Consider the following 15846-nt stretch of genomic DNA (forward strand, 5'->3'; position numbering starts at 1 on the left):
AGGAGATGTTCTTATGGATAATCATGCGGAAATGACGCTGTCACTGGTGAGGCATTCAGCGGATTCTGCCGCCCATGACCGCTCGGTGGACTGGGCAATCGGATACTTGGCGGAGACCTGCCGTCAGCAGGGCATTACTGTAACTGAAAAGAAGGGAATCGAAGCATTGTCCGGGCACGGTGCGGGCCTTTGCATCCTTGTTTCCGGCCCCGATCCAGAGCATGGGGCTGCCGACAGCGTGAGCGTCCCGCAGGAAGCGGAGTCATTTGGTCTGTCCTGGCAGAATGCAGAAGGCAGACCGGTTCTTAACGCTGCCGGGAGCGACCCGCAAGGGATTGTATATGCCATTCTGGAGCTGGCGGATATCGTGAAGTATTCCGCGGATCCTCTGGCCGGGCTGTCGCAAATCAAGCCTTATGCGGAAAAACCCGCTGCACCTGTCCGCAGCATCAACCGTTTATTCGTGAGCGAGGTAGAGGACAAACCATGGTTTTATGATAAAGCGTTCTGGCTTGAATATTTGACCGAATTGGCCACACACCGGTTCAACCGCCTCCACCTTGCTTTGGGCATGGGGTACGATTACGGGCATGATCCCGGGGTCAAGGACAATTATTTCTGCTTTGCCTACCCCTATTTGCTGGATTTGCCAGGCTATGATGTCAAAGTGAAAGGGCTGCCGCAGGGAGAAGCGGAGCGGAATTTGGATATGCTGCGCTTTATCAGCGGGGAAGCCAGGCTCAGAGGCGTTCATTTTCAGTTAGGCATCTGGACACATGCCTACGATCCCAGCGATAGTCCCGACGCCAATTACCTGATCGAAGGGGTTAACCCTGACAACCATGCCGCTTATTGCCGGGATGCGCTTGGGGCCTTGATTCAGGCTTGTCCGGACGTGGAAGGCATTACGATACGCACCCATTATGAGGGCGGCATCCCCGAGCCGGCCCATGAGTTCTGGAAGATTGTGTTCTCCGGTATTCTGAAAGCCGGCCGCCCGGTGGAGCTTGATCTGCATGCCAAGGGTGTGGATGACCAGATGCTGCAGGTGGCGGTCGAAACGGGTCTTCCCGTCGTCGTGTCGCCGAAATATTGGGCGGAGCATATGGGCCCTCCATACCATCAGGCGGCAATCCGTCAGACCGAGCTTCCAGCCGAGGATACGGACCGGCCGGACCTGATGGCGATTACCGCCACGTACAGAAAATTCACCCGTTACGGTTATGGGGATTTCTTGAAGGAAGACCGCAAATACGGCGTGCTGTACCGGATTTGGCCGGGCACGCAGCGGGTGCTGCTGTGGGGTGATCCCGCCATGGCGGCTGGATATGGGCGGCTCGGCAGCTTCGGCGGCGGATTGGGCGTGGAATTATGCGAGCCATTAGCCTTCAAAGCCAGAAAAGGAACCGGATCGCCGGGAGGACGCGAGCCTTACGCCGATGCTTCGCTCGGATTTGCAGGCTCGGAGTGGAAGAAATACCTGTACACCTACAGGCTGTGGGGTCGGCTGCTGTATAATCCGGATGCCCGGCCTGACTCCTGGCGGCGGTATCTGCGGTTTGAATTCGGCGAAGCGGCTCCTGCCGCGGAAGAGGCCCTGGCGCATGCCAGCCGGATTCTGCCGCTTGTGACGGCAGCGCATCTGCCTTCTGCGGCCAACAACCATTATTGGCCGGAGATGTATGCCAATATGCCCATTGCCAAGTCTGCCGGCAAGCTGGTCCAATACGGAGACACGCCGGAGCCCAAAACGTTCGGTGCGGTCAGCCCGCTTGATCCGGCCATGTTTTACCGGATTGACGATTTTGCCGATGACCTGCTGCAGGGGAACCGCAGCGGCAAATACTCCCCGCTTGATGTTGCCGCAAAACTAACCGGATTTGCAGATAGGGCCATGACTGAGCTCGCCGGGGCGCTGTCTCAAATTAACGACCCGGAGTCTCCTTCATTCATACGCTGGAAGATAGACGTATCGGCGCAGGCGGGCCTGGGTCACTTCTTTGCCGGCAAGCTTCGCGCAGGCGTTGCCTACGCCTTGTTCGAACGAACCGGAGACCCGGCCCAGCTGCAGGAGGCGCTGCGATTCTACCAGTCTGCCAAAGAAGCCTGGGTGAGTGTCATCGAAAGCACTCAGGGAGTATACCGTGAAGATATCACCTTCGGATATGTGCCTTATATGAGAGGGCATTGGGCTGACCGCCTGCCTCTAATCGAGGAGGATATCGCGGCGCTGGAACAGGAGCTGGAAGAAGCCGGCCCTGCCGTCCCGCAGGAGAAGGAGACAGCAAGCGCGGGCGTATTTACGCCATCCGCTGCTGAAAAACCGGCAGTGGAACATACTCCGCCGGCGGTGTTCCGCAAGGGTGAGGCTGTTAAACTGTCCTTATCCGTACCGAAGGCTCCGGCGGAGTGGCAAATTCAGCTTCATTACCGGCATGCGAATCAAGTAGAGAGCTATCAAGTAACCGATATGAAGCGGGAGCGAGAACAGTATGTCGCGAGTATACCGGAAGGGTATACGGACACGCCTTATCCGATCATCTATTTCTTCGAGCTCAGGGATGGTTCAGGGCATGCATGGCTCTCCCCCGGCTTCAACGAAGCACTGTCCAACCAGCCGTACTATCTTCTAAGGCAGGAATCATAAATGGACCAGACCGCAGCACAGACATGTGCGCTGCGGTCTTTCCTGTGGCTTGCCACGCAAAACAGAGTGGACCATCAGCGTTAGTACTATTAATTGGAGGGAACCCCCATTGAAGCTCATATACGATCATAAAGACCCGGTCATTTCATTCGGCGCAGAGCAGCTTAAGCAAAGTCTCGAGCGGAGCGGTTTGTTTTTCATCGAGCAGTTTTCCGGTCATGGGACGGTACGGCTGCCTGCGGAGGGCATTCTTGCCAGAAGAGTGCCGGCACAGCGGGGGAAGGCCCCCCGTTATGAAGACCAGTCGTTCCGGATATACCGGGAGGGCGGGCTTGTTTATATAGAAGGCTCCGATTCGCGCGGTGTGATGTATGGTTGTCTGGAATGGGCCGAACGGCTTGCGACAGGCACGGAGCTTGCGGATGGCGAGGAAATCAGCCAGAAGCCTGCGCTTGGCATACGCGGGATCAAATATAATCTGCCGTATGTACCGTTCGATTCCGGAGATCCGTTCGTGCTTAATGAACAGACCTGCATGGATATCGCCTTTTGGAGATCCTATCTGGATATGCTGGCACTTAACCGATATAACTGCCTGAGCATGTGGAGCGAGCACCCCTACCATCTTATGGTCGTCTCGTCCAAATACAGAGCGGCGAATCCGTTCAGCGATGTGGAGATCGACCGGAATATCCGGTTTTTCCGCGAGCTGTTCCGGCATGCGGCGGACAGGGGCATTGACATTTATCTGTTCACCTGGAATATCCGTCTGACTCCCGAAGCGGCGCGCGGTCTCGGCTTGCCGGAGAACGTAGGGGATTTCGGCAATATGTATGATAACCTAATCCATCGGGTCGGTCTGCCGCTCAACCGGTTCCGCGGGCAGTCGGAGTTAATCAGGGACTACATCCGCGAGATGGTGCTGCAGCTGTTGATTACGTACCCCGAGCTGAAGGGACTGGGCACCTCCGCCAGCGAATGGATGGACGGCAGCGGCTATGAGCGGGAGAACTGGATTGTGGAAACCTATGTGGAAGCGATCAAGCAGTCCGGCAGAGCCATTCCGTTCATTCACCGCACGAATATGCAAAATGCGGGCAAGGAAATCAAAGACATGGTGCAAAGCCAGTTTGATCCCAAACTCTTTTATATCAGCTGGAAATATTCGAACGCCCACTGCTACTCCCACCCGGTGCCCCGATTCGAGGAGCTGTGGGGAGCCTGGGAGGGGATCGATCTGGAATCGACCCAAGTGCTGTTTACGGTGCGCAATGACGATGTATTTACACACCGCTGGGGTGACCCGGACTATGTCCGTTCCTATGTGAAGGGCATGCAAAAGCCATACGTCAAAGGCTTCTACTGGGGATCGGATGGGTATGTATGGGGGCGGGATTTCCAGCATGTCGATCACGGGCATAAGACGTGGACCTATGATTACGAGCGGCATCTGTTTCAATTTCAATTATGGGGACGGCTTTCCTATAACCCGGACACGGATGACCGGGTATGGACCTATTTGCTCGAAAAGCAATATGGCCCCCGGCACGCTCCTCTTTTCCTGCAGGGACTCCGTCATGCCTCGCGGATCATTCCGGCGGTCAACCGCTTGTTCTGGATCGATTATGACTTTCAATGGCATGCGGAAAGCTGCTTGTCGCAGGTCACCGGCTTTAAGACCATTCTTGATTTCGCAGACGGTGTTCCGATGCCGGGAGTCGGCGTGATGGGAATTTCCGAGTATGCAAAAGCGGAGCATGAAGGCATATTGGAGCAAGCGGCGGGAAGCTATGAGGAAACGCCGATTAACATTATCGGGATGTTAAGAGAGTCATCCGCGCAGGCCGAACAAGCCGCAAGCAGACTGGAATCGGAGCTTGGGGGGCTGCGCGGCGGACATGCGGAATGCACGTTATATGATCTGAAGGCATATGCGCAGATGGGCCGTTACTACGAGTGCAAATTTGCCGCCGCGCTTGAGCTGAACCGGTACAGGCGAGACGGCAACGGGCAGCACAGGGAGCAAGCGGTTGCGCTGCTGGAGCAGGCCGCCGGGCATTGGGAGCGCTTGGGCCATTATTGGAGTCTGCACAACAAGCCCTATTATATGGCTAGAGTCAAACAAACATTCGGCTATCCGTACTATCTGGAGGATGTGCGCCAGGATATTGAGCTGGCAAGAGGATTCGCCGGTCCGCAGGATGCGGCCGAAGAATAGGTAATCATATCAGCCGCGAGAATGAGTGGATTGTCAGATGAACGAAGCCTGCGACCGCAGTTTACCAAGCGGCCGCAGGCTTTTTATTGAGCTTGCAGCATTTATAATAGTCGAACGCGGTCAATTGGAGGCCCTCTGTCAACTCGGCTGTTCGACGCTTGCGATCGGCCAGCGATTGGGGGGTCATCATGGGCCATTGCCCGTAAGATGGAAAGGGTTAATACATTGTGTAACAACTAAAATATATTGTAAAACGATAAATCGTGTGTTAAATTCAAATTATCACTAGCTAAGTGAGGTGTACTTTATGGAACGAGGAACAACACTTTTTTAAACGGCCTGAGGTGAACAATATGGCGATTAATCAAGACTATCGAAACACACTCCGCTTTCCTTTTAAAATGGCAAGCCATTCGGGGAGATAACGTCAATGAAACCAGTTGTACAACTGCTGCATTTTGGCTATCATCAGGCGATGAGCTGCATATTTCCTATTGCGGTCTTCGGAACTTTGGCACTTTCCAGCGTAGTAGAGCTGCCCGTCATTTACCGTTATGATGCCATTCTTCTCATCCTGCTTGCAGTGCAGTACGTGATGTACCGCAGCGGATTGGAGACACGCGATGAGATTAAAGTGATCTGTGTCTTTCATGTTATCGGCCTGCTGCTGGAAATCTACAAGGTAAGGATGGGATCATGGTCATACCCTGAGCCCGGGTTTACGAAGATCCTCGGTGTACCGCTCTATAGCGGATTTATGTATGCAAGTGTAGCAAGCTTTATGTGTCAGGTATGGCGCAGGCTCAAGATGGATATGACCGGCTGGCCGGGGCTTGCTTCTGCGGGATTACTGGGAGGAGCTATTTATCTGAATTTTTTCACCCATCATTTTATTCCTGATTTTCGTTGGTGGCTGACGGCGCTAGTGCTTCTTGTTTTTTGGAAAACATGGATCATCTATCGGGTCCGGACCACTACTTATCGAATGCCCCTGACACTTGCTTTTTTCATTGTCGGTTTTTTTATCTGGTTAGCCGAAAATATAGCCACATTTTTTAATGCCTGGAAATATCCTGACCAGCAACAAGGCTGGCAGATGGTTGGCTTCAGTAAAATCAGTTCATGGTTCCTTCTGGTCATTATCAGCGTCATCATTGTCGCCCAGCTCAAACATGTCAAGGCTGGCAGGAAAACAAATGATTCACGGTGCAGCGAAAAATTAAGCTGATATAGAGCTTGATTTGCTTAACGACCATGAAATTCACTAATGGGGCAAGAACCTGGTCCAACAATTGTTTTCTGTGACTAACCCTGAACGTATTGGAAGAACCGGTTTCGCCGTCAATGGACGGCGGAGCCGGTTTTTTTTCGCTCATTTTATCTTGTAAGTATCGATGGGATATTTCGTTCAATAGGAGGTCATATACGAAACATAATGCAAGGGCGGCCGGACATTTCTTGCTCTGCTCTACCTGCAGCTGTCCGCTTCCCGACCGCTTGAACCGCAGTATAGAAGAGTTTCCGGTATTATCGGACTGGACAGAAATTTCGGATCGGCCCCGCAGCCCCTCAATTCAAGATTTGTCTCTTTTATGCCCATAACCGCTGCCTTATGATCAGGGCACAGGAGGTTTAGATGGAAGGTTAACCAACATATCCGTGATGAGAGAGAGGTGTAAGGCTATGAAGGACCCAGCGGCTGCGGCGCAAGCCGGTTTGCCGAACCGCGTCATGAAGAGTGGAAACTCCCGTCTATGGGTGCGAATATTGCAGTACAAATATTTGTATTTGCTTGCTTTGCCCGGAATCCTTTATTTCCTGATTTTCAAATTTCTGCCGATGTGGGGACTGCTGATCGCCTTTAAGGATTACAATCCGTACAGCGGCTTCTGGGGCAGCGAATGGACCGGGATGAAGCAGTTCAACGACCTGTTTGCAGACCATAATTTCTATTTGATGCTCCGCAATACCTTAACGATTAATATTTTCGGATTAGTCTTCATGTTCCCTGTGCCGATCATTCTTGCCGTGATGTTGAACGAGGTCAGACATGAGGCCTTCAAGCGGTTTAACCAGTCCATTGTATATATGCCGCACTTTTTATCCTGGGTGGTCGTAGCCAGCATGACGTTTTTTGTGCTATCCACGGATGTCGGCATTGTCAATAAGCTGATAACGGAGTCGGGCCGCGAAAGTGTCTCGTTTCTATCGAACCCGAATTACTTTTGGGGGCTGATGACGGCTCAGAATATGTGGAAGGAAGCAGGCTGGGGCACCATAATCTTTCTAGCGGCGATGGCCGGGGTCGACCCGCAGCGGTACGAGGCGGCCGTTATGGACGGTGCGAGCCGCTGGAGGCAAATCTGGAATATTACGCTGCCGGCTATTCGACCCACCATTATTATTCTGCTGATTTTACGGCTGGGCCAAATGGTGGACGTCGGCTTCGAGCAGGTGCTGCTGATGCAGAATCCCCTGGTCATGTCGGTGGCAGAAGTATTCGACACGTACGCGTATACGCAGGGTATTCTGAGGGGGCAGATCAGCGCCGGGATTACTGTGGGCATGTTTAAAGGCGTTGTCGGGCTCGTGCTGGTCTTATCGAGCAATTATATAGTCAAACGAATGGGGCACGAGGGCATTTATTAACGGTGGGAGGTACGGTTATGAGTTTTGTCTCGCGCAAGAAACTGACGCTGTTCGACTGGGTTAACTATTCGCTGCTTTCCCTGATCTCGCTCATTTGCATTTTCCCTTTCATTTACGTATTCAGCGTTTCCTTTACCGATCCCAAAGTGTATGTTCCCCTGAAGTTCTATGTGTTCCCGGAGCAGTGGTCGCTTTCTTCCTACAGGTACATTTTGTCGACCAACAGCTTCATCAATGCGCTGAAGAGCACTGTGTTTATTACCGTGGTGGGTACCGCGCTGAATGTCATCGTATCATTCTCGCTGGCCTATGCGCTGACGAAAAAGGCAATGCCAGGCCGGGGGATTATGATCAGCGCTGTCATCTTCGCCCTCGTGTTTAATGCGGGCATTATTCCCAGCTATTTGCTGATCAAGGAATTGGGGCTGCTGAATTCCTACTGGTCCTTAATCTGGCCGGCTTTAACCAATGCATGGAGCCTCATTGTCATCAAGAGCTTCCTGGAATCACTGCCTGCAGAGCTTGAGGATTCGGCGCGGATCGACGGCTGCTCGGACCTGGGCGTGTTTCTGCGCATCGTAATTCCGCTCTCCATGCCGGCGATTGCCGCGTTTACTTTGTTTTTTGCGGTCTCGCACTGGAACACCTATTTCAACGCGCTGATCTATATCTCCGATTCCAAAAAATGGACGCTGCAGGTATTGATCAAGACGCTCGTCATCGACTCCGATTCGAACGGGGTGGGCCAGGCAGGAGCAGGCGGGGACGACCGGGTCATACCCCAGGAAACGATCCGCATGGCGTCGATTGTGCTGGCGATGGTTCCCATTCTGATCGTTTATCCTTTTTTGCAAAAGCATTTTGCCAAGGGAGTGATGCTGGGCTCGGTTAAAGGATGAGTTAATATGTTGACCATTTCATTGATCAGGGAGGATGGAAAAAGATGAAAAGAACAAAAGCCAGGGCGGTATCCGCGGGGGTGTTCTTCCTGCTCATTCTCTCGCTGCTTGCCGGCTGCGCCAGCGACAATGCGGGGACGGCCAATACGGACGACCCCGCTTCCGGCAATAACCCAAGCGGAGAAGCCAGCGGGGACAACGAGCCCTTAACGATCCAGATGTTCGCCGGCCTCTATAATGAAGTCCCGGACATGAACAATGCCTATTGGACCGAATGGCAAAAAAGAACGAACACGAAGCTGGATATCGAGTGGGTGCCCGACGGCGATCTCAAAACCAAGGCCGACCTGCTGTTTGCTTCCGGCGATCTGCCCGAGGTTATCTCATCGCCGGATTTCAGCTGGCCCACCTTGCGCAGCGCGGCCAGAAACGGCGCTTTCTGGGATTTGACGCCGCTGCTGGGCGATTTCAGCGAATATCCGAATCTGAAGGAGAATTTGGCGAAGGACTGGGAGAAATATTTGGCGATCGACGGCAAAATTTATGCGGTTCCCCGTTCCCGCTCCCGCATCGACCTCGGTGTCAAAATACGTGCGGATTGGCTGAAGAAGCTTAACATTCCTGTACCAAAGACATTGGATGAGTATGCGGCGGCTTTGAAAACAATCGTGGAAGGCGATCCGGACGGCAACGGGAAGAAGGACACGCTTGGCTTGATCGGACACGGCGTCATTGTGAATGACGGCGACGACGCCTTTGCCGCAGGCTTCGGTGCGCTCGACCCCACCTATAATGAGGATGGCGGACTGATCCATTCCCGTTTGACCCCGCAGTATACGGATATGGTTGCATGGTTCAAAGGAATGTTCGATAACGGGGTACTTTCCAAGGAGTTTTCCGTCATGAAGAAAACCCAGGCGGAGGAAGCCTTCAAAACCGGCAGAGCAGCTTCTTATGCAAGGAGCATCTGGTGGGATAAGGAGTTCGAGGACTCCATCGCCAGAACGCAGCCGGATCCTGAAATACTCAACCTACATCTGCAGGGACCTAGCGGCGACGATGCGATTTCCCTCGAAACCGGAGTGTCCGGCGGTTATTATATTTCCAAAAAGGTGCCGGAGGAGAAGGTCAGGCAGCTGCTCAAGTATTTTGACTACACCGCTTCCGATGAAATGACGGACTTCGCTTACTATGGGCTCGAAGGCATTCACCACACAGTGGTGGATGGACAGAAGGTGCTCACGGAGCAGGGTGTGAAGGAGGTCAATACGACCAGCAAGGGCGCAGGCGTACTTGCCTATTCCATGTGGGGCAAAGTGGAAAGCGCTTCTGGCAGCAAGGAGTATAACGACGCGAAGAAGAAAGCCGTGGAAATTTTCGACCAGGTCGGCAAAGTAAGTCCCTTCAAATACTCGTTCTCCAATACCTGGAATGATACATGGCCCAAATATGAGAATGAATGGGAGACGATGGTGACCAAGGCCATAGTAGGGCAGATCACAATGGACGATTACCGGGCCTATGTGGATAAGTTGAACAACCTGCCGGAGATAAAGCAGGCGTATCAGGAGTTTGCCGAATCCTACAAAGCCTTCAACGGGGAATAGCCCCTCAAACCGCAAAGCATACCAACCATTCGGTGGCCTCTGCGCCACCTTTTTTTTCAGATATAAGAAAGTAAAAAATCTGAGCTGTACTTTGCTTATTTTTCCAAGGTGAACAACTAGCTGCTGCAAAACAGCGTCATCCATTTCGTCCCGGGAGGGGAACTAAAACGTATGAACAGAAAAGCATGGTGGCGGGAGCCGCTCAGAGTCATTCAACCCAATCTTCAGATCAGGGACACGGGGGCGATCGATCCCGAACGTCTTGCTTCCCAAATGAAGGAAATGGGCGCAAATACGATCGTGTTCAACGTCGGGGGCATTTACGCCTGGTATCCGACCAAGGTGGCCCATCATACCGTGAACGAGTTTCTGCCGACGTCCTTCGATTTGCTTGAAGAGGTTATACAGGCCTGCCATAAACAGGATATCCGCTTTATTGCCCGTTTTGACTTCAGCAAAGCGGAGGACCGGATATTTCTGCAAAGACCGGAGTGGTTCGTCAGGAAGCCCTCGGGAGAGCCGGAAATTCTCGGTTCGAAGCGGCCGGGGAGCTGGTCGCTCCTGATGTCGACTTGCATTAACGGGGCATACCGCAACGAGTCGGTGGCCATTCCGGTACTAGAGGAAGTCATCACCCGATACGGAATCGACGGTATTTTCTTCAATGCGCCGGGATTTATTCCCTGCAGCTGTGAGGGCTGCCGCCGGAAATACCGCGAAGCCTACGGCAGGGAGCTCCCGGCGGACCGCAGCGAGTATATGCCGGAATGGGCATCCTCTTGTATGCGCGACAACATGGATAAGATCTATTCCTTCATTAAGCAGAAGAAAGCCGATATCCCCATGATTCTTTATTACAATCTGTATCGGGATAATCTGTTCGACCGTGAGCGGACAACGGATATGCTCTGTACGGAGCCGCAGGATGTATTGTCGTTAGGCCATCAGCATATCCCTGAATTCTGGAAGCCGGCGCTGAGCATCAAACTGGGGCGATCGCTTCCCGAACGTCCGGCGCCCTTCGGAATCGTCCATTCCAGTCCCGGAATGGATTGGCGCCATACCGGATTGCCGCCTGCGGAATACAGGTTCTGGCTCTCGCAAATCCCCGCTCATGGCGGCAGCATCTGGCACTCCTTGACGGGAATCCCCGATACGATCGAGGATAAACGGATTCTGGAGACCGTGTCCGACTTCAACCGGAATGTTCAGAAGATCGAAGCCTTCATGGACGGTGCGATGCCGAAGTCTCAGACGGCCCTGATGTGGACGGCCGAAGCCTCGGCAGAGGGCTGGGCGGATGGGCTGATCAACAATCAGATACCGTTTGATGTCCTGCTTCAGGAGCAGGCGACATTGGAAAGACTCTCCCAATACGGGGCGCTTATTATTCCCGGTGGCATGAATCTTGCGGAAGATTGGGTGTCCGTCTTGACTGCTTACGTGAAGCAAGGCGGGAATATTGTCATCGAAGGAATCGTTCCGGAGCAGGAGGAACTGCTTGCGCTGCTTGGCATATCCAGCGAAGCTTCCGTCAGCGAGCCTCTCACGGCCTCTTATCTGCGCTTCGAAGGGGATTCGAATCCGCTGAAGAAAGGAATGGAGACCACCGGACTGATCGCCCACCGCGGAAGGGTGAACTATACGAGGGTATCCAGCTCAAGCGCACAGGTGCTCGCTACGCTGGTTCCTCCCTTCTCGCCGCTCGAAAGCGTTGGCGCGCCGCCGGAGAGAGCCAGCCTGCCCGTGAGCCATACAGATATCCCTTTGGCTATCAGCAATAAAACAGGTCAGGGAGGTTCCTTGTATCTTCCTTTCTCGCTTAGCGCACTCATTAATGAATATAAGCTTGGCGAGCATTACCAATTACTGAAGAATGCCATTGATATGACGCTTGGCCAGGGGCGGTTTATTGAAGTGACCCCTATCCAGGGTCTCCAGGTGACTTTGTTCGAGAATAACAACAAGCTGCTGATTCATCTGGTTAACGGAGTCGGCCGAAGGCCGCTTGCCCATTCGGTACCGCTCCTTGATCTCGAAGTGAAGCTGGGCGTAAGCGGCTTGCCGGCGAAGGATGTGAAGGCGCTGATCTCGGGTCAGACGCTTCGCTGTATCTCCGATCAAGAGCGGCTGACTATTACCCTCCCGCGTCTGGATGTATGGGAATGCATAATGGTTGAACTTGAATGACGGTACTGGTAGACATACTTGCTCACAGCAGGGAAATTGTGACCGCTTACAGGTCTCACCGTCGGCTGTGGCGAATAAGTCAAGGAGAGTCCCGTATGTAAGCAGGATAAGCAGAAGGACCTTTGATAAACTCTACTAGCGAGAGGCCGGGTGCATCGATGGAAGCTTCGTGGTGGACAGCTAACAATCTGAGACTGATTCAAAATAATCTTAGAGAAACAGACGCTAACCTGGACGTGGACCGGTTAATCGTGGACTTGAAGAAGCTATCGGCCAACGTCCTGATGATGAATGCGGGAGGGATCGTCGCCTTTTATCCCACCAAGCTGGACTATCATTACAGGGCGATGGGGCAGCAGAAGGATTTGCTGAAGGAAGCCATAGACCAAGCCCATGCCAACGGGATGAAATTCATCGCCAGATTTGATTTCAGCAAAGCGCATGAATCGATCTTCAGGAAACAGCCGGAATGGTTTTACCGGACGAAGGAAGGGCGGGAAGTCAATTACTTCGGCATCGTCCATACCTGCATCAACGGCTATTACCAGCGCGAGTATTCGCTGAAGCTCATTGATGAAGTCATCAGCCATTACGATGTGGACGGCATATTCTTCAATATGTTCGGCTATCAGACCCGCGACTACAGCGGCCGGAACTACGGAATTTGTTACTGCGGCAGCTGCCGGTCACGGTTCAATGAAGCATACGGGATGGAACTGCCGGAGACTGAGGATCAAGGCGATCCCGCATACCGGGCCTACAGGGAGTTCCAGGAGCAGACGACCAGAGAGATGCTGGACCGGATTCACGCTTTTGTGAAAGGGAAGAACAAGGAAATTGCCATCTCCACTTATCATGAGCATAAGGTGGACATCGTCCGCAAGGAATCCAACACCGATAAAGGCCGGGCACACCCCGTATGGCTGTACTCCGCATCGGAAAATGTCCAGTCGCTGGAGGATGCATGGGACGACAAGCTGGTCAGCAACTGCTGTATCAATGCCGTCGATCTGGTTCACCGATTCGCGGGAGTATCCCGGCATGAGGTGAATATCCGGTTGAAGGAGAGCCTGGCCAGCGGCTCGGGGCTGGATTTTTGTATCATTGGCGTATTTGACGATTACCCGGATAGGGACAATCTCGAGACTGTGGCCGACATATTCCAGTATCACCGGGAGAATGAGCGATATTACGGCCATTTTCTGTCCATGGCCGATGCCGCATTGATCAAGCCGGGCAATCTCCGGCAAAAAAACAGAACGGAGTATTTGGGCCTGTATAAAATGCTGAAGGAGGAACATGTCGTTTTCGATGTGATCCACCAAAACAATCTGGCCGCCAAAAAAGAGGCTCTGCTTCAATATAAGCTGCTGATCATCCCCGATATCGCCAGCTTTGCGGACGACGAGCTTCATATTCTGGAGGAGGTTCATGCCCAAGGCGTGAAGCTGATCAGCACAGGGCTGTCGTTTACGGAAGACGATGCCAACAAGGCATTTCTGGAGCGGGTTTTCGGTGCGAAGCCCCAAGGAGGCTTTCGAGTCCTGAACAGGGAAGCGGCTTATTTGCAGACAGAGGACAAGCAGCTGTTCCCGAGCTTTGAGAGCCGCGACTGGGTGTTTCTGGATGGAGCCTTCTATGATGTGGAATACGGGCCGCATATTCAGAAGCAGCTTCCGCTCGTCAGTCCGTCCACCTACGGTCCGCCGGAGCGGGCGTCCGGACACCGGATCTCCGGGACGCAGTTCGGAGCGGGGATTCGTGCCGAATCAGGTCGTCTGGCCGTTCATCTGCCCTGGCAGCCGGGAGAACTCTATTATCGCCATGGGTTCGCGGATCATAAGAGCATCGTGTCCGATCTGTTGAAGCACAGCCTTGGCGGCAGCGTCAGATTAACGACGAATGCGCCGCCCCATACTGAGATTTTCTTTCATCGTCTGGATGACCGCAAGTTCATTCTTCATCTATTGAATCTCTCCGGATTTAATGGCGTCTCTTATTTCGAGCCGCTTCCCATCCATGACATCCGGATTGAGCTTCACGGGATTGGCGCATGCCGCGAAGCTCTGAATCTGGTTGATCAAACCAGGCTCAGCGTGACCATGAACAAGGAGGATGCGCTCCTTGCGCTTCCGGTGTTAAATGATTTTGCGGCTTTCCTGATTTCGGTGGAATGAGGATAATGATCTGTTCATGTCTTTGAAGGGAGGTTCAAGATGATAGGTTCGTTATTGGTGCCTCAGCAGGTAAAATACGGTCCCGGCGTATTTGATAGCGTTGCGGAGACTGTGGGATCATATGGGAATCATGCTCTGCTTGTCACGGATCCGGCGATGGTTGGTCTGGGGATTGCCGACCGTTGCATGGAGATGCTGCGGTCAGCAGGCTTGTCCGCAGCGTTGTACGCCGACATTCACACGGAACCTACGCTCATCCATGTAGAGCAAGGCCTGGATATCCTCCGGCGGGAAGGATGCAATGTAATTCTTGCCGTTGGAGGGGGAAGCTGCCTGGACACGGCCAAGGCCATCGCGGTGATGGCCGGGAACCCGGGCAGCCTCAGGGATTATGTGGGAGGAACCCGGTTCAGGATGCCGCCGCTGCCATTGGTGGCGGTACCGACCACGGCCGGGACTGGCTCTGAAGTAACCCAGATCACCGTCATCATCGATCCGGACAATGAGGTGAAGATGATGATCAAGCAGCCGGAGCTGCTTCCGCGCGCCGCTTTCGTCGATCCGCTGCTGACGGTTTCCTGTCCGCCCGCTGTTACGGCCGCAACCGGAATCGACGCATTATGTCATGCGATTGAGGCGTATCTGTCCCGCCAAGCGCATCCATTAACGGATTCACTTGCCATTGGGGCTATAAAATTCATTAAAGAGGGTTTGGTTAAAGCTTTCGAGGATGGTACGGATGCCAAAGCCAGAGAACAAATGGCCGTTGGCTCGATGATGGCCGGAATGGCCTTCTCCAACGCCTCGGTCACCCTCGTGCACGGGATGTCACGTCCGATCGGAGCATTGTTTCATGTGCCCCACGGACTAAGCAATGCCATGCTGCTTCCTGCCGTTATGGAATTTACAAAGCCAAGCGCAGTTGGCCGTCTCGGCGGCATAGGAGAATTGCTGAATCCTGCGCTTGCCGCTCTGCCTGCCGGAGCCAAAGCGGATGCGGCCGTCGAGGAATTGAAGCGGCTTTGCCGCAAATTGCACATTCCGAATTTGAGCGGCTGGGGGATTGACCGGGAGCTCTTTGAGCAGAACTTGTCCAAAATGGCCGGCGATGCGCTGGCAAGCGGCAGCCCGGCTAATAACCCGCGCATACCTGAGCATCATGAGCTCGTGGAGCTGTACCGGATTTGTTTTGATTATGATATGTCCGGGGGAGAGAGGCAAGGCTAGAAGAAGAACGTGTACCGGATACTGAATCACATGTCTTTCGAATGGAATGGAATCTTAATAGAATCCTTGTATCGCGGCTGGCTGCGGTATAAGGATTTTTTTGTATGTATACGTATACGGCTCTGCAAGCCGAAATGATAAGGAAATAATTGGATGATACGAAAATAGTTAAATAAATCCATCAGTTTCATAATATTGTCTACTATTACCGCGAAACCGGTTTTGTATATAG

9 protein-coding genes are annotated in these 15846 nt (G+C 53.1%); all 9 read left to right on the top strand.

Annotated features, from left to right (window positions below):
- The first annotated feature begins 13 nt into the window (after window positions 1-13).
- The 9 genes from AC0YNV_RS03680 (at window position 14) to AC0YNV_RS03720 (ending at window position 15614) form a co-directional block, all read left to right on the top strand.
- Window positions 14-2647 (top strand): hypothetical protein, encoded by a 2634-nt coding sequence (locus AC0YNV_RS03680; RefSeq protein WP_475765899.1) that lies wholly within the window; start codon window positions 14-16, stop codon window positions 2645-2647.
- Between the two features lie 109 nt (window positions 2648-2756).
- Entirely contained in the window at window positions 2757-4865 is a 2109-nt protein-coding gene (locus AC0YNV_RS03685; protein ID WP_475765900.1) for a hypothetical protein, read from the top strand.
- 430 nt (window positions 4866-5295) lie between these two features.
- Window positions 5296-6093 (top strand): DUF817 domain-containing protein, encoded by a 798-nt coding sequence (locus tag AC0YNV_RS03690; protein WP_475765902.1) that lies wholly within the window; start codon window positions 5296-5298, stop codon window positions 6091-6093.
- A 455-nt stretch (window positions 6094-6548) separates the two neighbouring features.
- Window positions 6549-7514: an ABC transporter permease gene (locus AC0YNV_RS03695; protein ID WP_210044030.1), complete on the top strand. Its 966-nt coding sequence runs from the start codon at window positions 6549-6551 to the stop codon at window positions 7512-7514.
- Between the two features lie 17 nt (window positions 7515-7531).
- On the top strand, window positions 7532-8413 hold the full coding sequence (locus tag AC0YNV_RS03700) for a carbohydrate ABC transporter permease (RefSeq protein ID WP_210044029.1): 882 nt from the start codon (window positions 7532-7534) through the stop codon (window positions 8411-8413).
- Between the two features lie 44 nt (window positions 8414-8457).
- Window positions 8458-10020, top strand: a complete 1563-nt coding sequence (locus AC0YNV_RS03705; RefSeq protein WP_475765904.1) for a type 2 periplasmic-binding domain-containing protein — start codon at window positions 8458-8460, stop codon at window positions 10018-10020.
- Window positions 10021-10191: 171 nt separating this feature from the next.
- On the top strand, window positions 10192-12210 hold the full coding sequence (locus AC0YNV_RS03710) for an alpha-amylase family protein (RefSeq protein ID WP_475765906.1): 2019 nt from the start codon (window positions 10192-10194) through the stop codon (window positions 12208-12210).
- Window positions 12211-12368: 158 nt separating this feature from the next.
- A complete protein-coding gene (locus AC0YNV_RS03715) occupies window positions 12369-14387 on the top strand; it encodes an alpha-amylase family protein (RefSeq protein WP_475765907.1) in 2019 nt (672 codons plus the stop codon).
- Between the two features lie 42 nt (window positions 14388-14429).
- Window positions 14430-15614, top strand: a complete 1185-nt coding sequence (locus tag AC0YNV_RS03720; RefSeq protein WP_475767286.1) for an iron-containing alcohol dehydrogenase — start codon at window positions 14430-14432, stop codon at window positions 15612-15614.
- The last annotated feature ends 232 nt before the right edge of the window (window positions 15615-15846 follow it).

This window comes from Paenibacillus sp. JT31N11, assembly GCF_056269285.1.